20 protein-coding genes and 1 riboswitch are annotated in these 17,651 nt (G+C 62.0%); of the genes, 17 read left to right on the forward strand and 3 right to left on the reverse strand.

What is annotated here, in order from left to right; all coding sequences use genetic code 11:
- The first annotated feature begins 101 nt into the window (after nt 1-101).
- The 3 genes from AC1DVE_RS17165 (at nt 102) to AC1DVE_RS17175 (ending at nt 2,117) form a co-directional block, all read left to right on the forward strand.
- A complete protein-coding gene (locus AC1DVE_RS17165) occupies nt 102-734 on the forward strand; it encodes a C40 family peptidase (RefSeq protein WP_223533584.1) in 633 nt (210 codons plus the stop codon).
- 165 nt (nt 735-899) lie between these two features.
- A complete protein-coding gene (locus tag AC1DVE_RS17170) occupies nt 900-1,436 on the forward strand; it encodes a C40 family peptidase (protein ID WP_223447824.1) in 537 nt (178 codons plus the stop codon).
- An 18-nt stretch (nt 1,437-1,454) separates the two neighbouring features.
- Entirely contained in the window at nt 1,455-2,117 is a 663-nt protein-coding gene (locus tag AC1DVE_RS17175; protein ID WP_223455943.1) for a class I SAM-dependent methyltransferase, read from the forward strand.
- A gap of 127 nt (nt 2,118-2,244) precedes the next feature.
- Here AC1DVE_RS17175 and AC1DVE_RS17180 read toward each other — a convergent pair whose 3' ends face one another.
- Both AC1DVE_RS17180 and AC1DVE_RS17185 read right to left on the reverse strand, forming a co-directional pair.
- Nucleotides 2,245-3,558, reverse strand: a complete 1,314-nt coding sequence (locus AC1DVE_RS17180; RefSeq protein ID WP_223455942.1) for a PQQ-dependent sugar dehydrogenase — start codon at nt 3,556-3,558, stop codon at nt 2,245-2,247.
- A gap of 66 nt (nt 3,559-3,624) precedes the next feature.
- Nucleotides 3,625-4,209: a hypothetical protein gene (locus tag AC1DVE_RS17185; RefSeq protein WP_477784062.1), complete on the reverse strand. Its 585-nt coding sequence runs from the start codon at nt 4,207-4,209 to the stop codon at nt 3,625-3,627.
- 153 nt (nt 4,210-4,362) lie between these two features.
- Nucleotides 4,363-4,595: riboswitch (cobalamin riboswitch) on the forward strand.
- 82 nt (nt 4,596-4,677) lie between these two features.
- Between AC1DVE_RS17185 and cobO the strand changes: the two genes are divergently transcribed.
- From cobO to AC1DVE_RS17255, 14 genes are all read left to right on the forward strand, one after another.
- Entirely contained in the window at nt 4,678-5,289 is a 612-nt protein-coding gene (gene cobO / locus AC1DVE_RS17190; RefSeq protein WP_477784063.1) for a cob(I)yrinic acid a,c-diamide adenosyltransferase, read from the forward strand.
- Nucleotides 5,286-6,686 (forward strand): cobyrinic acid a,c-diamide synthase CobB, encoded by a 1,401-nt coding sequence (locus AC1DVE_RS17195; RefSeq protein WP_223455939.1) that lies wholly within the window; start codon nt 5,286-5,288, stop codon nt 6,684-6,686. The genes cobO and AC1DVE_RS17195 overlap by 4 nt, the downstream gene beginning before the upstream one ends.
- The gene (gene bluB, locus AC1DVE_RS17200) at nt 6,683-7,333 is read left to right on the forward strand and encodes a 5,6-dimethylbenzimidazole synthase (protein WP_223455938.1); all 651 of its coding nucleotides are present in this window, start codon (nt 6,683-6,685) and stop codon (nt 7,331-7,333) included. The genes AC1DVE_RS17195 and bluB overlap by 4 nt, the downstream gene beginning before the upstream one ends.
- Nucleotides 7,330-8,238, forward strand: a complete 909-nt coding sequence (gene cbiB / locus AC1DVE_RS17205) for an adenosylcobinamide-phosphate synthase CbiB (RefSeq protein WP_223455937.1) — start codon at nt 7,330-7,332, stop codon at nt 8,236-8,238. Before bluB ends, cbiB begins: the two co-directional genes overlap by 4 nt.
- Nucleotides 8,231-9,223, forward strand: a complete 993-nt coding sequence (gene cobD / locus AC1DVE_RS17210) for a threonine-phosphate decarboxylase CobD (protein WP_223455936.1) — start codon at nt 8,231-8,233, stop codon at nt 9,221-9,223. The genes cbiB and cobD overlap by 8 nt, the downstream gene beginning before the upstream one ends.
- Nucleotides 9,220-10,671: a cobyric acid synthase gene (locus AC1DVE_RS17215; protein ID WP_477784064.1), complete on the forward strand. Its 1,452-nt coding sequence runs from the start codon at nt 9,220-9,222 to the stop codon at nt 10,669-10,671. Before cobD ends, AC1DVE_RS17215 begins: the two co-directional genes overlap by 4 nt.
- Before the next feature lie 34 nt (nt 10,672-10,705).
- Nucleotides 10,706-11,227, forward strand: coding sequence for a bifunctional adenosylcobinamide kinase/adenosylcobinamide-phosphate guanylyltransferase (gene cobU / locus AC1DVE_RS17220; protein WP_223455934.1), 522 nt, complete (start codon nt 10,706-10,708; stop codon nt 11,225-11,227).
- A complete protein-coding gene (gene cobT / locus AC1DVE_RS17225) occupies nt 11,224-12,279 on the forward strand; it encodes a nicotinate-nucleotide--dimethylbenzimidazole phosphoribosyltransferase (RefSeq protein ID WP_223455933.1) in 1,056 nt (351 codons plus the stop codon). The genes cobU and cobT overlap by 4 nt, the downstream gene beginning before the upstream one ends.
- On the forward strand, nt 12,276-12,851 hold the full coding sequence (gene cobC / locus AC1DVE_RS17230; RefSeq protein WP_223455932.1) for an alpha-ribazole phosphatase family protein: 576 nt from the start codon (nt 12,276-12,278) through the stop codon (nt 12,849-12,851). Before cobT ends, cobC begins: the two co-directional genes overlap by 4 nt.
- Nucleotides 12,852-12,853: 2 nt before the next feature.
- The gene (locus AC1DVE_RS17235; RefSeq protein WP_223455931.1) at nt 12,854-13,585 is read left to right on the forward strand and encodes an adenosylcobinamide-GDP ribazoletransferase; all 732 of its coding nucleotides are present in this window, start codon (nt 12,854-12,856) and stop codon (nt 13,583-13,585) included.
- Nucleotides 13,586-13,773: 188 nt separating this feature from the next.
- A complete protein-coding gene (locus AC1DVE_RS17240) occupies nt 13,774-14,178 on the forward strand; it encodes a MarR family winged helix-turn-helix transcriptional regulator (RefSeq protein WP_223455967.1) in 405 nt (134 codons plus the stop codon).
- Between the two features lie 52 nt (nt 14,179-14,230).
- Nucleotides 14,231-15,439, forward strand: a complete 1,209-nt coding sequence (locus AC1DVE_RS17245; protein ID WP_151213332.1) for an MFS transporter — start codon at nt 14,231-14,233, stop codon at nt 15,437-15,439.
- The gene (locus AC1DVE_RS17250) at nt 15,436-15,558 is read left to right on the forward strand and encodes a hypothetical protein (protein ID WP_263287484.1); all 123 of its coding nucleotides are present in this window, start codon (nt 15,436-15,438) and stop codon (nt 15,556-15,558) included. The genes AC1DVE_RS17245 and AC1DVE_RS17250 overlap by 4 nt, the downstream gene beginning before the upstream one ends.
- A 55-nt stretch (nt 15,559-15,613) precedes the next feature.
- Nucleotides 15,614-16,165: a glutathione peroxidase gene (locus AC1DVE_RS17255; protein ID WP_223533800.1), complete on the forward strand. Its 552-nt coding sequence runs from the start codon at nt 15,614-15,616 to the stop codon at nt 16,163-16,165.
- 88 nt (nt 16,166-16,253) lie between these two features.
- Here AC1DVE_RS17255 and AC1DVE_RS17260 read toward each other — a convergent pair whose 3' ends face one another.
- Nucleotides 16,254-17,525: an OmpP1/FadL family transporter gene (locus AC1DVE_RS17260; RefSeq protein ID WP_223455929.1), complete on the reverse strand. Its 1,272-nt coding sequence runs from the start codon at nt 17,523-17,525 to the stop codon at nt 16,254-16,256.
- Nucleotides 17,526-17,651 lie beyond the last annotated feature (126 nt).

Consider the following 17,651-nt stretch of genomic DNA (forward strand, 5'->3'; position numbering starts at 1 on the left):
GAGAAACGGATAAGTCACAAAAAGATCGATTGAATTTGCAAATGAGGATGATAGCGGGCATAGTCTCGGCTTCTTTACAACTTTCAGCCACGGTCGTGCCCATGCTAAATCGCTTCGCACCCCTCGTGCCTCTCGCACTCGTCACCCTGTTGTTCGGTTGCGCTGCCCACACTCCGGTGTCCCAGCAAGCCCCGCAACAACAGGTTCAAAACTCTGCTACCGCTCAGTCTTCCGCTCTCTTTCAGGAAGAACTGGCTACCGAAAAAGAACTCGCAGACTTCGCTGGCGGCAAGTCCTACCAGCTTCCGGTCCTGGCCGACAGCATCCTCGAACGTGGCATGTCCCTGATCGGTACCCGTTACCGTTTCGGCGGTACTTCTGAAGCCGGCTTCGATTGCAGTGGTTTCATCGGTTACCTGTTCCGCGAAGAAGCTGGCATGAACCTGCCACGCTCCACCCGCGAAATGATCAACGTGGACGCTCCGCTGGTCTCGCGCAGCAAGCTTGAGCCGGGCGACCTGCTGTTCTTTGCAACCAACGGCCGTCGTGGTCGTGTCAGTCACGCCGGGATCTACCTGGGTGACAACCAGTTCATCCACTCCAGCAGCCGCCGCAGCGGTGGTGTGCGCATCGATAGCCTGGGCGACAGCTACTGGAGCAAGACCTTCATCGAAGCCAAGCGCGCCCTGGCGATGGCACCGAACGCGTCGCCAATCGTCACTGCACGTAAATAAGCGGACATTTTGTAACGCGAACTTAAAGTCTTACTTGAAGTTTGTCGCGTAGCCGCTAGAATCTTGATCTACGAATGATGGCAAACCGCCTGCGTCCCACGCAGGCGGTTTTCTTTTCTGCGCTCTCTGCAGAAAAAGCCGCAGCCAGATCAGGATGCTCTGCTTATGACGACGTCGGCCCGCCTCGCAATCATGTTCTTCGCAGCGCTGCTCAGTGCCTGCGCCAGCCGCACACCGCCTCCTGCACCGGTGGTTCGCGCTCCTATCGTATTTGGCTCCTCACAAGCTTTTTCACCCGAGGCGGAAGACGTGCTGTTTCGCGCGCTTGGCCTGGTGGGTACACCTTATCGCTGGGGTGGCAACACGCCGGATTCCGGGTTTGATTGCAGCGGCCTGATCGCTTACGTGTACCGCGATGTCGCCGGCATTGCCTTGCCGCGCACCACTCGCGAGATGATCTCCATGCAAGCGGCGAATGTGGGCAAGGAAGGCCTGCAAACCGGTGACCTGATTTTCTTCGCCACCAATGGCGGATCCCAGGTCAGTCATGCCGGCATCTACGTGGGAGAGGGGCGCTTCGTCCACGCGCCGGCCACCGGCGGCACTGTGAAGCTCGACAGCTTGTCCAAGGCTTATTGGCAAAAGGCTTATCTGAGCGCCAAGCGTGTTCTGCAGCCTGAACATCTGGCGCGCAACCCGTAACGTTCGGAGCTGCTGGTCATGACTGCTCGCACGCTTAATCTTGACGACGCCCTGTACCAATACCTGCTCGATGTTTCCCTGCGCGAAACACCACTGCTCAAGCGCTTGCGCGATGAGACCCAGGCGCTGCCAATGGCGCGCTGGCAGGTGGCGCCTGAGCAGGGGCAGTTTCTCGCTTTGCTGGTGAAACTGACGGGGGCCAGGCGCTTGCTCGAAGTCGGCACCTTTACCGGTTACAGCGCCCTGTGCATGGCGGCGGCATTGCCCGCTGACGGTTCGCTGATTTGCTGTGACATCCCCGGCGACTACAACGCTATCGCACGGCGCTACTGGCAAGAAGCGGGGCTCGCCGGGCGGATTGACCTGCGACTGGCCCCGGCCCTGGAAACCCTCGCCGAGCTTGAGCGACAAGGGCAGGGCGGGCAGTACGACCTGGTGTTCATCGATGCCGACAAGGCCAACTACCCGGCTTATCTGGAACATGCCCTGGGATTGCTGCGGGTCGGCGGGCTGGCGGTGTTCGATAACACGCTGTGGAGTGGGCGCGTGCTTGAGGCCAGCCCCGAGAGCGCGGACACCCGGGCGATCCAGGCACTCAACCTGGCGTTGAAGGACGATGTGCGGGTGGATCTGTCGTTGTTGCCGCTGGGTGACGGGCTCACACTCTGTCGCAAACGCTAGAACCCTGAACCCTGTGGGAGCGGGCTTGCTCGCGAATGCGCAATGTCAGACGCCACATCTGTTGACTGATACATCGCCTTCGCGAGCAMGCCCGCTCCCACAGGGGAATATGTAGGCAGTTGGAAATTTATTTTACTGCCGACACCCGCCACACCTTGTTCCCCACATCATCGGCCACCAACAAGTCACCCTGCCGGTCGATCACCACGCCCACCGGGCGGCCCATGGCTTGTTCCTTGTCGTTGAGAAAACCTGTGAGCACTTCAACGGGCTTTCCGACAGGTTTGCCTGCGCTGAACGGTACGAAAATCACTTTGTAGCCACTGCGGGGGTTGCGGTTCCATGAGCCGTGCTGCCCGATGAATGCCCCTTGGGTGAACGGCGGCGGCAACTTGCTGTTTTCGGCGAAGGTCAGGCCCAGTGACGCCGTGTGCGGGCCGACGGCGTAGTCCGGAGCGATAGCCTTGGCCACCAGGTCCGGGTTTTGCGGTTCAACGCGAATATCGACATGTTGGCCGTAGTAACTGAACGGCCAGCCATAGAACGCGCCGTCCTTCACCGAGGTGATGTAGTCAGGTACCAGATCGCCGCCGATTTCATCCCGTTCGTTGACCGCGGTCCACAGCGCGCCACTGTGCGGTTCCCAGGCCATGCCGTTGGGGTTGCGCAGACCGGAGGCGAAGATCCGGTGCCGGCCCGTGGCACGGTCCACTTCCCAGATCGCTGCGCGACCTTCTTCCTTGTCCATGCCGTTTTCGGCGACGTTGCTGTTGGAACCCACGGAGACGTACAGCTTGCTGCCGTCCTTGCTGGCAATGACGTTTTTGGTCCAGTGGTGGTTCAGAGGGCCGCCCGGCAGGTCAATCACCTTGATGGCTGGTGACTTGATCTGCGTATCGCCGTTTTCATAATGGAATCGCAGCAGGCTGTCAGTGTCGGCCACGTACAGGTCGTTGCCGACCAGCGTCATGCCGAAGGGGGAATTGAGGTTTTGCAGAAACACTGTGCGGGTTTCCGCGAAGCCATCGTGATCCTTGTCCCGCAGTAACGTGATGCGGTTCGGGCTGGGCACGGTAGAGCCGGCACGCCCCATGACTTTCTTCATGACCCAGCCGCGAATGCCATTGCCGTCTTCGGGTTTGGGTGGCGCGGCGGTTTCCGCCACCAGCACGTCGCCATTGGGCAGCACATAAAGCCAGCGGGGGTGATCCAGGTCTTCGGCAAAAGCGGTCACTTGAGTGCCCGTGGCGGCGACGGGTTTCGCACCTTGTGGCCAGCCGATGGCCGGGGCGATGTTCACGGTCGGAACCAGTGTCTTGTTGGGTTCTGGTAGTTGGGGTGACGGGCCGGTACCGTCGGAGACTTGCAGGCGGGAGGTCTCGCCACAAGCGGCGAGCCCTCCGCAGAGCGCGATAACGAGAACGAGCGGGGGCGTGCGCATGCTGGTCTTCCCTATGAATGCCTTGTTCTAATCATAGAGAAGCGTTGTCGTCCGATGGTTCAACCCTCAGCCACGTGCTTCCTTGAACAGCACCGCAATGCCGGGGTGATAGTTGCCGGCTTCGTTGCGCAACTTGCGGTAGGCATAAGGGAAATACCAGGCGACAGCGCAGCTGTGTTCCTTTTGCAGGTCATCGACCATGTCCTGAAGTTCTTCCGGTGTGGCGCCCTGCTGGGCTTTTTGCGGGGCGACGAACAGGTAGCCGAGTTTCAGGTCGCTGGCGTGGCTCAGGCGCTTCGCATCGCTGGCGATGTCGAGCAAGGCCTGGGTCAGATTGAGGTTGTTGACCCGTGGCCAGCGCTGGCTGGTCTGGATGTAGGCGCGGGTTTCGGGCGAGGCCAGGAGCAGGTCGGCGCGGCTGTTGCGTTCGCCTTCTTCGGTCTGCTTGCGGGTGGGCGTCTGTTGCAGCGTGACCATCTCGGCCATCCAGGCGGCGGCAGACAGCAGTCCGAGATTGGCCTTTTCGTCGTGCCAGTACGGTGTGTCGCCATCACCGCGGACAGCGTTGTAACGGTCGATGCATTCGAACCAGTGCTCGAGCACCGGGCGCAGGAATTCCATCTTTGGATTGCTGATGATCATGCCTTGCATGGGCTCACCCTTGTTGTTGTGTTGTGAGTTTGTGGCTCTTTGATATCACTGCTGAGAGCGTGGCACAAGATTGACGTCAGTTTATTGATTGATGGCAGTTATTCGGTCGATGGCCGCCCGGCTTTAATTGACGCTCCACCCCCAACCCTCTAACCTTCGCGGCTTGTTTCAGGTGCTCTGTGGCTTGGGTCGATAGAGTGAAACAGGGAAACCGGTGAGTGAGTCCTTCTGTTGGTCGAAGGCCCGCAATTCCGGCGCTGCCCCCGCAACGGTATATGAGTGAAAACTGTGTGTGATGCCACTGTGTCGATTTGATGCGGGAAGGCGCACAGTCTGGCCCCGCGCCACTCATGAGCCCGGAGACCGGCCTGATTCATCCAGCGGCATCACGGTGGGCGATGCCAGGCTTTTTGCCTTCTATTCTTGTGCCTGCCCGCCGTTATTCCTGCCTCAACGGAGAGCTCCCCCATGACTGATACCCACGATCGTGACGAACGCCATCTGGCGCGCATGCAGCGCAAAAAAGCCGTGATCGACGAGCGCATCGCCAATTCCCCGAACGAGTGTGGCCTGCTGCTCGTACTGACCGGCAATGGCAAGGGCAAGAGCAGTTCGGCTTTCGGCATGCTCGCCCGCGCCATGGGGCACGGCATGCAATGCGGCGTGGTGCAGTTCATCAAGGGCCGCAACAGCACGGGGGAGGAGTTGTTCTTCCGGCGCTTTCCCGAGCAGGTGCGTTTTCATGTGATGGGCGAAGGTTTTACCTGGGAAACCCAGGACCGCCAGCGCGACATCGCCGCCGCCGAAGCCGCCTGGGCGGTGTCGCAGCAACTGCTGCGCGATCCGGCCATCGGCCTGGTGGTGCTGGATGAGCTGAACATCGCCCTCAAGCACGGCTACCTCGATCTCGATCAGGTGCTCAGCGACTTGCAGGCCCGACCACCGATGCAACACGTGGTGGTCACCGGTCGTGCCGCCAAGCCGGAAATGATCGAGATGGCTGACACCGTCACCGAAATGGGTGTGATCAAACACGCCTTTCAGGCCGGGATCAAAGCGCAGAAAGGCGTCGAATTGTGAGTCAGCCTCGGCACTGTCCGGCGGTACTGATTGCCGCGCCGGCTTCCGGCCAGGGCAAGACCACCGTCACCGCGGCGCTGGCCCGATTGCATCGCAATCAGGGGCGCAAGGTCCGTGTGTTCAAGTGCGGCCCCGACTTTCTCGATCCGATGATCCTCGAACGCGCCAGCGGTGCGCCGGTGTATCAGCTGGACATGTGGATGGTCGGCGAGCAGGAGAGTCGCCGGTTGCTGTGGGAAGCCGCCGCTGAAGCGGACCTGATCCTGATCGAAGGCGTCATGGGGCTGTTCGACGGTACGCCGTCGAGCGCCGATCTGGCGCGGCATTTCGGTGTGCCGGTGCTGGGGGTGATCGATGGCACCGCCATGGCCCAGACCTTTGGCGCATTGGCCCTGGGGCTGGCGCGTTATCAGCCGGACTTGCCGTTCGCCGGCGTACTGGCCAATCGTGTCGGTACGCTGCGCCACGCGCAACTGCTCGAAGGCAGCCTGACTGAAGGTTTGCGCTGGTACGGCGCGCTGTCCCGGGAAACCGGGATCGAATTGCCGAGCCGGCACCTGGGGCTGGTGCAGGCCAGTGAGTTGAACGATCTCGACATGCGCCTCGATGCGGCCGCCGATGCCCTGGCCAGCAGTTGCGAGGTCGCATTGCCGCCGGCAGTCGAGTTCGCCGCCCCCGATGTCATCGCGGCCGAACCGCTGCTGGCCGGTGTGCGCATTGCCGTGGCCCGTGATGAAGCCTTTGCGTTCACCTACGGCGCGAGCCTGGATCTGCTGCGGGCGATGGGCGCCGAGTTGTCGTTCTTCTCGCCGATCCGCGACAGTGGGTTGCCGGAGGCGGACAGCCTGTATCTGCCGGGCGGTTACCCGGAACTGCACCATGTTGCGCTGGCGCAAAACACCGCGATGCTCGATGCGATCCGCGCCCACCACCGGGCAGGCAAACCGTTGCTTGCCGAGTGTGGTGGCATGCTGTATCTGCTCGATTCCCTGACCGATGTCGAGGGCACTCGCGCCGAGCTGGTTGGCTTGCTGGCCGGTGATGCGGTCATGCAAAAGCGTCTGGCAGCACTGGCGTTGCAAGCGGTGGAATTGCCGGAAGGTTCGCTGCGCGGACACACCTATCACCATTCGCTGACCACCACTGAACTGGCGCCGATTGCCCGTGGCTTGAGCCCTAACGGCGGGCGCGGAGCGGAGGCGGTTTACCGTGAGGGGCGGATGACTGCCTCCTATGTGCACTTTTATTTTCCGTCGAACCCTTCGGCGATTGCCGCGCTGTTTGCGCCGGACCTTGAAGCCGCCTTCGCGAGCAAGCCCGCTCCCACAGGGGATTGCGTTTCTTCAGGCAGCTCACTTTCAAATGTGGGAGCGGGCTTGCTCGCGAAGCGGTCATGAGCGACAACGAATTCTCTGAGGCCGAACGCGCAGCGGTCTATCGTGCCATCGCCGAGCGCCGCGACATGCGTCACTTCAGCGGCGGCACCGTCGAGCCCGAATTGCTGCGGCGCGTGCTCGAAGCCGCACACCAGGCTCCCAGTGTCGGCCTGATGCAGCCTTGGCGCTTCATTCGCATCACTGATCGCACCTTGCGCGGGCAAATCCAGGCCCTGGTGGAAGAAGAACGCATCCGCACCGCCGAAGCCCTCGGCGAGCGCAGCGATGAGTTCATGAAGCTCAAGGTCGAAGGCATCAACGATTGTGCCGAGGTACTGGTCGCCGCGCTGATGGACGACCGCGAGCAGCATATCTTCGGCCGCCGCACCTTACCGGAAATGGACATGGCTTCGTTGTCCTGCGCGATCCAGAACCTGTGGCTGGCGTCCCGCGCCGAAGGGCTGGGCATGGGCTGGGTGTCGCTGTTCGAACCGCAAGCCCTGGCCGATTTGTTGAGGTTGCCACCGGGAGCCAAGCCGCTGGCGGTGCTGTGCCTTGGGCCGGTGAAGGAGTTCTACCCGGCGCCGATGCTGGTGCTCGAAGGCTGGGCGCAGGCGCGTCCGCTACATGAATTGCTGTATGAAAATTATTGGGGAGTGAGTCAATGAGTGTGGCGTTGTTGAGTGTCGCCGCGGTCGCGCTGGATGCGCTGCTGGGTGAACCCAAACGCTGGCATCCGCTGGTGGCGTTCGGCCGTTTTGCCGAGCGCATCGAGCAACGTTTCAACGGCGGCGGTCGCGGCTGGCGCAGCCATGGCGTCACCGCGTGGGTGATCGCCGTGTTGCCGCTGACGCTGTTGGTCACGGCATTTTCCTGGGCGCCTTATGTCGGCTGGATCGTCGAGATTCTCGCGCTCTATTGCGCCCTCGGCATGCGCAGCCTCGGTGAGCACGTCACGCCTGTGGCCAAGGCCCTGCGCAGTAATGACCTGGAAGCGGCGCGTACGCGCGTGAGCTATCTGGTCAGTCGCCAGACCAGCGAACTGGATGAAACCGAGGTCGCCCGCGCCGCTACCGAGTCGGTACTGGAAAACGGCAGCGATGCGGTATTCGCGGCGTTGTTCTGGTTTGCCGTGGCGGGTGCGCCGGGCGTGGTGCTCTACCGCCTGAGCAATACGCTGGATGCGATGTGGGGTTATCGCAATGAGCGCTTCGAACGGTTCGGCTGGGCGGCGGCGAAGGTCGACGATGTGCTCAATTACATTCCTGCGCGCCTGGTGGCACTGACTTACGCGTTGCTGGGCAAAACCCGCCTGGCGTTGAAGTGCTGGCGCAACCAGGGCCCGACCTGGGACAGCCCGAACGCCGGCCCGGTGATGGCGGCAGGGGCGGGTGCCCTTGGTGTCGAATTGGGTGGGGCGGCGATTTATCACGGCGAACTGCATCAGCGTCCGCAGTTGGGCGAAGGCGTGCCGGCGGATGCCGACTCCATTGACCGGGGCTGGCAATTGGTCCAGCGCGGGGTATGGTTATGGCTGCTGATTCTCTGCCTGGGGGCCGAATTTTATGCTTGAACACGGTGGGCGACTGCGCAAGGCGGCGCTCGAATACGGCATAGATGAAGCCGACTGGCTGGACCTGTCCACGGGGCTTGCGCCCTGGCCGTTTCCGGTGCCGGATATTCCGCTACGGGCCTGGGCCCGTTTGCCGGAGGCGGACGATGATCTGGAGCAGGCTGCCTGTGATTACTACGGCGCCCTGCAGGCATTGCCGGTGGCCGGCTCGCAAATGGCGATTCAACTGCTGCCGCGATTGCGTCGGGCGGGTAAGGTCGGCGTGCTGTCGCCGTGTTACGCCGAGCACGCCGAGGCGTGGCGTCGCAACGGCTACATCGTGCGTGAAGTGCTGGAGCAGGAAGTCGACTTCTTTATCGACAGTTTCGACGTGCTGGTGGTGGTCAACCCGAATAACCCCACGGGCCTGAGCCTGACGCCCAGTCGCCTGCTCGACTGGCACACGCGACTGGCCCAGCGCGGTGGCTGGCTGGTGGTGGACGAAGCGTTCATGGATAACACGCCGCAACTGAGCCTGGCGCCGTTTGCCCATCAAGTCGGGCTGATCGTCTTGCGCTCCTTCGGCAAGTTTTTCGGCCTGGCCGGTGTGCGCCTGGGGTTTGTGCTGGCCGAGCGCAAGTTGCTCAAGTTGCTCGCTGAACAAGTGGGGCCCTGGGCCGTGAGCGGGGCAACCCGGGTCGTGGGCCAGGCCTGCCTGCGCGATACCGAGGCGCATACGGCGCAACGGGTGCGCGCCGAAGAAGCCAGCGAGCGCCTGGCGTCGTTGCTGGAGCAATACGGCTTCAAGCCTCAGGGCGGTTGTGCGCTGTTCCAGTGGCTGATCACCGAGCGCGCCGAAGCACTGCATGAGTTCATGGCCCGGCGCGGCATTCTCCTGCGGTTGTTCACGCACAACAGCAGCCTGCGATTCGGCTTGCCCGGTGACGAAATCGCCTGGGTACGACTGGCGCAGGCGTTCGACGATTTCGCCAAGGAAAACCAATGACCACGCTGATGGTGCAGGGCACCACATCGGATGCCGGTAAAAGCACGCTGGTGACTGCGCTGTGCCGTTGGGCCACCCGCCAAGGCGTCAGGGTGGTGCCGTTCAAGCCGCAGAACATGGCCCTCAACAGTGCGGTGACCGCCGACGGTGGCGAGATCGGTCGCGCCCAGGCGGTACAGGCCCAGGCCGCGCACCTTGAACCGCACACCGACATGAACCCGGTGTTGCTCAAACCCAACAGTGACACCGGTGCCCAGGTGATCATCCATGGCCGTGCTGTCACGACCATGAATGCCGTTGCCTATCACGACTACAAAACCATCGCCATGCAAGCGGTGCTGGCCTCCCACGAGCGCTTGAGCGCGGCGTATCCGCTGGTGATGGTCGAGGGCGCAGGCTCGCCGGCGGAAATCAATCTGCGGGCCGGCGACATCGCCAACATGGGCTTCGCCGAAGCGGTGGATTGCCCGGTGCTGCTGATCGCCGATATCAACCGCGGCGGGGTTTTCGCCCACCTGGTAGGCACCCTTGAACTGCTGTCGCCGAGCGAACAGGCGCGGGTCAAAGGCTTCGTCATCAATCGTTTCCGGGGCGACATCGCGTTGCTGCAACCCGGTCTCGACTGGCTCGAAAAGCGCACCGGCAAACCGGTGATCGGCGTGCTGCCGTACGTGATGGACCTGCACCTGGAGGCCGAGGACGGCATCGATCAACGCCAGGCCGATAAAGCCGAGCAGGTGCTGAAGGTGGTGGTACCGGTGCTGCCGCGCATCAGCAATCACACCGATTTCGATCCGTTGCGCCTGCATCCGCAAGTGGACCTGCAATTCATCGGCCCCGGCCAGGCGATTCCGCCCGCCGACCTGATCATTCTTCCTGGCTCGAAAAGTGTGCGCAGCGACCTCGCGTACCTGCGAGCCAGCGGCTGGGAGGCTGCCATCGCCCGGCATCTGCGTTACGGCGGGAAACTGCTGGGGATCTGTGGCGGCCTGCAGATGCTCGGTGAGCACGTACATGATCCGCTGGGTCTCGAAGGTGCGCCGGGTTCCAGCGCCGGTTTGGGGCTATTGGCCTTCCAGACTCAACTCGAACAAGAGAAGCAGTTGCGCAATGTGCGTGGTCGGTTGGCGCTGGAAGATGCGCCTGTTGCGGGTTATGAAATTCATGCCGGCGTGACCACCGGGCCGGCGCTGGAAAACGCCGCCGTGCAACTGGATGACGGCCGCTGTGATGGTGCGCAAAGTGCTGACGGGCAGATTTTCGGCACCTACCTGCACGGGCTGTTCGAATCGCCGGCGGCGTGCAGTGCGCTGCTGCGCTGGGCGGGTTTGCAGGAGGTGCAGGACGTGGATTACCACGCCTTGCGCGAGCGAGATATCGAGCGGCTGGCGGATCTGGTGGAGAAGCATCTGGATACCGGGCTGTTGCGGGAACTCTGTGGAATCTGAGGTGGCCACACCGCCCATTTGAAAGGATGTAACCATGCTCCAACTGATCCTCGGCGGCGCCCGCTCCGGCAAGAGTCGCCTGGCTGAAAAGCTAGCCATCGACAGCGCCCTGGCCGTGACCTACATCGCCACCAGCCAGCCACTGGATGGCGAAATGAGCGAGCGGGTGGCCCATCACCGCGCCCGTCGTCCTGCCGAATGGGCATTGATCGAAGAGCCGGTGGAACTGGCCCGGGCGCTGCGTGAGTCCGCCCGTGCCGAGCGCTGCCTGCTGGTGGATTGCCTGACCCTGTGGCTGACCAATCTGCTGATGCTCGACGATGCCGAGCGCTTGCAAGCCGAGCGTGATGCCTTGCTGGACTGCCTGGCGTCGCTGCCGGGTGAAATCATTTTTGTCAGCAACGAGACCGGAATGGGTGTCGTGCCGCTGGGCGAATTGACTCGCCGCTATGTCGATGAAGCCGGTTGGCTGCATCAAGCTCTGGCTGAGCGTTGTCAGCGTGTCGTCCTGACCGTCGCCGGCCTGCCCCTGACTTTGAAAGGAACTGCGTTATGACTCAATCCTGGTGGCTGAACCCGTGCAAGCCGGTCGATACCCAAGTGTTCGAACAGGCGCAGGTGCGGCAACAGCAACTGACCAAGCCAGCCGGCTCCCTCGGCCAGCTGGAAGCGGTGGCGGTGCAACTGGCGGGATTGCAGGGACGGGTCAAGCCGAGCCTGGAGCAGGTGTGGATTGCGATTTTTGCCGGCGACCATGGCGTCGTCGCCGAGGGCGTGTCGGCGTTTCCCCAGGAAGTGACCGGGCAGATGCTGCTCAACTTCGTCAGCGGTGGTGCCGCGATCAGCGTATTGGCGCGGCAACTGGGCGCTTCCCTTGAGGTGGTTGACCTTGGCACGGTAACGCCGTCGCTGAACCTGCCGGGCGTGCGCCACCTTAACGTCGGCCCGGGCACGGCAAATTTTGTACAAGGACCGGCCATGACCGAAGCCCAGGGGCAACTCGCCTTGCAGGCCGGCCGTGACAGCGTGCAGCGGGCAATTGCCAGCGGTGCGCAGTTGTTTATCGGTGGCGAAATGGGCATCGGTAACACCACCGCCGCCAGCGCCCTGGCGTGCGCGTTGCTCGATTGCCCGGTGGTGCATTTGACCGGGCCTGGTACCGGGCTCAATGCCGAAGGTGTCAGCCACAAGGCCCAGGTGATCGAGCGCGCCCTGGCATTGCATGACGCACAGCGTGACGATGCCTTGCAGACCCTGTTCAACCTCGGTGGTTTCGAGATCGCCGCGCTGGTCGGTGCCTACCTCGCGTGTGCCCAAGAGGGTGTCGCGGTGCTGGTGGACGGCTTCATTTGCAGCGTCGCCGCGCTGGTCGCAGTGCGCTTGAATCCAGAATGTCGTCAGTGGCTGTTGTTCGGTCATCGCGGCGCCGAGCCGGGGCATCGTCATGTGCTGGAAACCCTGGACGCGCAACCCTTGCTCGACCTCGGCCTGCGACTGGGCGAAGGCAGTGGCGCGGCGTTGGCAGTGCCGCTGCTGCGTCTGGCTTGCGACCTGCACGGGCAGATGGCGACCTTCGCCGAAGCCGCCGTGGCAGATCGTCCGGCATGACCTTGCACCTGGATCTGTTGCGTCACGGTGAAACCGAACTTGGCGGCGGCTTGCGCGGCAGTATCGATGACGCGTTGACCGATTTTGGCTGGGCGCAGATGCGCGCCGCCGTGGTCGGGCAAGGGCCGTGGGATCGGCTGGTCAGTTCGCCGTTGCAGCGTTGTGCACGCTTTGCCGAGGAGCTCGGTGCGCAATTGGGCGTGCCGGTGCAACTGGATAAAGACCTGCAAGAGCTGCATTTCGGCGCCTGGGAAGGGCAGAGCGCGGCAGCGTTGATGGAAACCGACGCGCAGGCCCTGGGCTTGTTCTGGGCCGATCCTTATTCATTCACGCCGCCTCAGGGTGAGCCGGTTGCGGAGTTTTCGGCACGGGTGCTGGCAGCGCTGGAGCGTTTGCACGCGACCTGTGCCGGTGAGCGCACTCTGCTGATCAGCCATGGCGGTGTGATGCGTCTGTTGCTGGCACAAGCGCGCGGGCTGCCACGTGAGCAACTGCTCAACGTTGAGGTCGGGCATGGCGCGCTGTTTTCGCTGACGGTGGGGCCTGCGGGCTTGTTGAAGGAAGTGCTCTGATCATGCTGCCATTCTGGATCGCCCTGCAATTTCTCAGCAGCCTGCCGATTCGCCTGCCCGGTATGCCTGAGCCCCGGGAGCTGGGGCGGTCGCTGCTGTTTTATCCGCTGGTGGGATTGCTGTTTGGCGCGATTCTGTGGGCAGTCAACTGGCTGTTGCTGGGCACGCCGACGTTGTTGCACGCGGCGCTGTTGCTGAGCGTTTGGGTGCTGCTCAGCGGCGGCTTGCATCTGGATGGCCTGGCGGACAGCGCCGATGCCTGGCTGGGTGGTTTTGGCGACCGCGAGCGCACGCTGACCATCATGAAAGACCCGCGCAGCGGGCCGATCGCCGTGGTGACGCTGGTGCTGGTGTTGTTGCTTAAGTTCACCGCGCTGCTGGCGCTGATCGAGCAGCCGCATTCGCTGGCATTGATCATCGTGCCGTTGATCGGTCGCAGCGCATTGCTCGGCTTGTTCCTGACTACGCCCTATGTGCGTGTCGGTGGCCTGGGCCAGGCATTGGCTGATCATCTTCCGCGTTCGGCGGGCAAGCAGGTGTTGGCGGTCAGCGCGCTGGTTTGTGTGTTGATCGCAGGCGTCAGCGGTGCGCTGGCGGTGGTGTTGGCGGCGCTGGGGTTTGTCTGGCTGCGCCAGGTGATGTTGCGGCGCCTGGGCGGTACGACGGGGGACACGGCGGGAGCTATGCTGGAGTTGCTGGAAGTTGCAGTGCTGGTAGGCTTGGCGCTGGCCTGATCGGGTTGTGTTGAATGTTCCGGCCTCATCGCGAGCAGGCTCACTCCCACGGTTGATCGCATTCCAATGTGGGAGCGACGGTGCGGCGATCCGACCTGCTCGCGAAAGCGATCTTCGGTGCACCACCTGATCACTGAACAAACCCCATGCCACTTGATTTAACCGACTCGCGGGTATATACACGCACCATGCTCGATTCCCAATGTTTATGCATCAACCTGCGTCGCGCCGCCCGTGGCGTCAGCAGGCATTACGACGGCGCTCTCGACGGCTTCGGGATCAACGTTGCGCAGTATTCTTTGCTGTGCAATCTGCAGCGTCTGGATCAGCCGAGCATCTCGGCCCTGGCCGAGGCCATGGGCCTGGATCGCAGCACCCTGGGGCGCAATTTGCGGGTGCTGGAGGGTGATGGCCTGGTGACGCTGGTCGAGGGCGAGGACATGCGTAACCGCATCGTCCTGCTGACCGAGGCCGGGGCAGAGCGCCTCAAGGCTGCCTTGCCGGCCTGGGAAGCCGCGCAGCAACGCTTGATCGATCGCCTGGGGGCCGAGAAGCGCGAAATCTTACTGAAGCTGCTGGATGAACTGGCATGATGCCGGTTTTTTCGATCTTAAGCGGGTATATACCCGCTACCGGAGAACAACAATGACATCGATGTGGCGTACATGCGGCTGGGTCCTGTTGGGGAGTGCGCTGATCCTTGCGTTGTCGCTGGGCGTTCGCCACGGCTTCGGGTTGTTTCTGGCGCCGATGAGCGCCGAGTTCGGCTGGGGCCGTGAAGTCTTTGCCTTCGCCATCGCCCTGCAGAACCTGATCTGGGGCCTCGCTCAGCCGTTCACCGGCGCCCTGGCCGACCGCTTCGGTGCGGCGAAAGTGGTGCTGATCGGTGGTGTCCTGTACGCGGCCGGGCTGATCTGCATGGGGCTCTCCGACTCGGCGCTGACCTTGTCCCTGAGCGCCGGCCTGCTGATCGGCATCGGACTGTCCGGCACGTCGTTCTCGGTGATTCTGGGGGTGGTCGGCCGCGCGGTGCCGCCGGAAAAACGCAGTATGGGCATGGGGATCGCCAGTGCTGCCGGTTCGTTCGGCCAGTTCGCGATGCTGCCCGGCACACTCGGTTTGATCGGATGGCTTGGCTGGTCCGCGGCGCTGCTGGCGCTGGGCTTGCTGGTGGCATTGATCGTGCCGCTGGTGAGCATGCTCAAGGACAAACCGCTGCCCGTCCTGGGCCACGAACAGACCCTTGGCGAAGCGCTGCGCGAAGCCTGCTCCCACTCCGGATTCTGGCTGCTGGCGTTCGGCTTTTTTGTGTGCGGATTCCAGGTGGTGTTCATCGGCGTGCACTTGCCGGCCTATCTGGTGGATCAACATCTTCCGGCGACGGTCGGCACCACGGTGCTGGCGCTGATCGGCCTGTTCAACATCTTCGGCACCTATACCGCTGGATGGCTCGGCGGGCGCATGTCCAAGCCGCGTCTGCTCACAGGTTTGTACTTGCTGCGGGCGGTGGTCATTGCGTTGTTCCTGTGGGCGCCGGTGACGACCACCACGGCTTACCTGTTCGGCATGGCCATGGGCTTCCTGTGGCTGTCGACGGTGCCGTTGACCAATGGCACGGTAGCGACCTTGTTTGGTGTGCGAAACCTGTCCATGCTCGGCGGGATTGTTTTCCTGTTTCACCAGCTCGGTTCGTTCCTGGGCGGCTGGCTGGGTGGCGTGGTGTACGACCGTACCGGCAGCTATGACTTGATCTGGCAGGTCGCGATTCTCTTGAGCCTGTTGGCCGCTGCCCTCAACTGGCCGGTGCGTGAGCGGCCGGTAGAGCGTCTGCAATCACAAATGAGTGCGATATGAACAGTCTTTGGTCGCGGATCGCTTTAGCCGCCGTCTGCGCCTTATTGCTGGCGTTGTCGTGGTGGGGCTGGCATCAGGGCGGATTGGCGCTGATGCAGTTGGGCATGGGTGCTTGCTAGCGAGCGGCGAGGGCGAGTAACGTCGCTTTTGACGAATTATCAAGGATGCACCGACATGCTGATGCGCTGGATTGCAGTCCCCGCGTTGCTGGTGACGTTTACCGGGCTGGCCTACGCGGCCGAGTGCCCGGAGCTGTTGCAAGGATCACTGCAAAAGCTGCGCGCCAAGGAATCCATCGACCTGTGCCAGCGGTATGAAGGTAAGCCGCTGGTGGTGGTCAATACTGCGAGCTTCTGCGGTTTCGCCCCGCAGTTCAAAAGCCTTGAGGCGCTGAATCAGCGTTACAAAGGGCAGGGGCTGGAAGTGCTGGGTGTTCCGTCCAATGACTTCAAGCAGGAGTCCAAGGACGGTGCCGAAACCGCCAAGGTTTGTTACGTCAACTATGGCGTGACTTTCACTATGACCGAGCCGCAGTCGGTACGTGGCGCCGACGCAACCCATCTGTTCAAGGTGCTGGCCGAACAGAGTAGTGCGCCAAAATGGAATTTCTACAAATATGTGGTCGATCGCAAGGGTAAGGTGATCGCCAACTTTTCCAGCCTGACCAAGCCCGATGATCCCGAGTTCATTGCAGCGGTGGAGCAAGCCCTGGCTTCACAACCTTGATCCGCACCCACTAAAAAGCCCCGCCTCTGTACAAGAGAGCGGGGCTTTTTTTTTCAGCGGGCGAGCGGTTCAGGCTCGCCGGGAATCATCAGAAGCGGTAGGTCGCACCGAGACCGAAACCGTTCGCGTAGTTTTCATACTCGGCGTTGTAGCTCTGGCCACGGTTGTTGCTGTTGTTGACCTTGACCGATTCTTCGCGCAGGTACGAATACGCCAGGTCGATGGTCAGGTCGTCGGTCGGGCTCCAGCCGGCGCCTACGCTGAAAATCTTGCGATCGCCAGTCGGGATACGTGGGGAACGATTGACGTTGTTGGTCGGTGCCTGGTCAACGGACAGACCGGTACGCAGTACCCATTGCTTGTTCAGCTGGTAGGACGCGCCGATGGCGTGAGCCCAGGTGTCGTGCCAGTTCTGTTCTTCGGTGATGGTGCCGAACTGGCCGTTCAGAACGGCTGGAACGCCTTTGTTTTCAACGGTGATGTCTTGCAGGCGGCTCCAGCGGGTCCAGGTGCTGCCTGCGTAAAGAGTCCACTTGTCGTCGAGCTGGTGAGTGACTGAGAAGTCCACCGATTCAGGTGTGGTCAGGTCCAGCGAAGCGTCGTACTTCTGGTTTGGGTTCTGGCCGATCAGGCCCAGCACGTTGTAGTTGACCTTGGTGTTACCGTCGAGCGTGTACTTCACTTTCGAGTGGTAGGTCAGGCCGACGCGGGTGCTGTCGGTGGCTTGAACCAGCACGCCGATGTTGTAGCCCAGCGCGGTGTCGTCACCTGTGATCTTGACCTTGCCGTCCGGCGCGGCCTGGGTGATCGACAGGTTCGATTCCAGGGTGCCGTCAATACGGTTGATGGTCGGGCCGAAACCGATGGAAACCTTGTCGTTGAAGGCGTAGCTGACAGTCGGTTGCAGGGTGATGATTTTAACTTCGCTCTTGCTGCCGAAGTAGCGACCGGCAAAGCCGTTTTCATAGTCGGTTACCAGACCGAATGGTGCGTATACGCCCACACCGAAGGCCCACTTGTCGTCGATTGGCTTGACGTAGTAGCCCATAGGGACGGCGATGAGCGGAACCATGTCGCCGTCGTTGCTGCCGCTGTTCGGGCGGGAGCTTGCGTGGCTGATATCAGTGTGTGCGTCGATCATCGCAACACCGCCGGTGACTTGTTCGCGCTTGATGCGCGACATGCCGGCAGGGTTGCCAAAAATTGTACTTGCGTCATCGGCAGAGGAAGATCGCCCGGCAAAACCCGTACCCATCCCGCTGATGCTTTGTTCGTTAACGGCAAAGCCACTTGCGAAAATCTGGGTGGATGCCATGGCAACGGCGAGACTGATGGTGGTTTTGAGCATTACTTTTTTCATTATTAGAACTCCTGGTGATCACCGGGGCGAAAATTACCAACATTTTCGTCCCAGCGCCATAGGCTGTATGGCTTGATTTAGAGCGGTTTTGTAGGACAATCCGACCAGAATCGCGACGTGTTACGC

The sequence above is a fragment of the Pseudomonas sp. P4_B4 genome (assembly GCF_056402255.1).

What these genes read in the sequence shown, in the direction of transcription:
- AC1DVE_RS17165 (WP_223533584.1), top strand. Translation starts at nt 102, where the DNA reads ATGCTAAATCGCTTCGCACCCCTCGTGCCTCTCGCACTCGTCACCCTG.
- AC1DVE_RS17170 (WP_223447824.1), top strand. Translation starts at nt 900, where the DNA reads ATGACGACGTCGGCCCGCCTCGCAATCATGTTCTTCGCAGCGCTGCTC.
- AC1DVE_RS17175 (WP_223455943.1), top strand. Translation starts at nt 1,455, where the DNA reads ATGACTGCTCGCACGCTTAATCTTGACGACGCCCTGTACCAATACCTG.
- AC1DVE_RS17180 (WP_223455942.1), bottom strand. Translation starts at nt 3,558, where the DNA reads ATGCGCACGCCCCCGCTCGTTCTCGTTATCGCGCTCTGCGGAGGGCTC.
- AC1DVE_RS17185 (WP_477784062.1), bottom strand. Translation starts at nt 4,209, where the DNA reads ATGCAAGGCATGATCATCAGCAATCCAAAGATGGAATTCCTGCGCCCG.
- cobO (WP_477784063.1), top strand. Translation starts at nt 4,678, where the DNA reads ATGACTGATACCCACGATCGTGACGAACGCCATCTGGCGCGCATGCAG.
- bluB (WP_223455938.1), top strand. Translation starts at nt 6,683, where the DNA reads ATGAGCGACAACGAATTCTCTGAGGCCGAACGCGCAGCGGTCTATCGT.
- cbiB (WP_223455937.1), top strand. Translation starts at nt 7,330, where the DNA reads ATGAGTGTGGCGTTGTTGAGTGTCGCCGCGGTCGCGCTGGATGCGCTG.
- cobD (WP_223455936.1), top strand. Translation starts at nt 8,231, where the DNA reads ATGCTTGAACACGGTGGGCGACTGCGCAAGGCGGCGCTCGAATACGGC.
- AC1DVE_RS17215 (WP_477784064.1), top strand. Translation starts at nt 9,220, where the DNA reads ATGACCACGCTGATGGTGCAGGGCACCACATCGGATGCCGGTAAAAGC.
- cobU (WP_223455934.1), top strand. Translation starts at nt 10,706, where the DNA reads ATGCTCCAACTGATCCTCGGCGGCGCCCGCTCCGGCAAGAGTCGCCTG.
- cobT (WP_223455933.1), top strand. Translation starts at nt 11,224, where the DNA reads ATGACTCAATCCTGGTGGCTGAACCCGTGCAAGCCGGTCGATACCCAA.
- cobC (WP_223455932.1), top strand. Translation starts at nt 12,276, where the DNA reads ATGACCTTGCACCTGGATCTGTTGCGTCACGGTGAAACCGAACTTGGC.
- AC1DVE_RS17235 (WP_223455931.1), top strand. Translation starts at nt 12,854, where the DNA reads ATGCTGCCATTCTGGATCGCCCTGCAATTTCTCAGCAGCCTGCCGATT.
- AC1DVE_RS17240 (WP_223455967.1), top strand. Translation starts at nt 13,774, where the DNA reads ATGCTCGATTCCCAATGTTTATGCATCAACCTGCGTCGCGCCGCCCGT.
- AC1DVE_RS17245 (WP_151213332.1), top strand. Translation starts at nt 14,231, where the DNA reads ATGACATCGATGTGGCGTACATGCGGCTGGGTCCTGTTGGGGAGTGCG.
- AC1DVE_RS17250 (WP_263287484.1), top strand. Translation starts at nt 15,436, where the DNA reads ATGAACAGTCTTTGGTCGCGGATCGCTTTAGCCGCCGTCTGCGCCTTA.
- AC1DVE_RS17255 (WP_223533800.1), top strand. Translation starts at nt 15,614, where the DNA reads ATGCTGATGCGCTGGATTGCAGTCCCCGCGTTGCTGGTGACGTTTACC.
- AC1DVE_RS17260 (WP_223455929.1), bottom strand. Translation starts at nt 17,525, where the DNA reads ATGAAAAAAGTAATGCTCAAAACCACCATCAGTCTCGCCGTTGCCATG.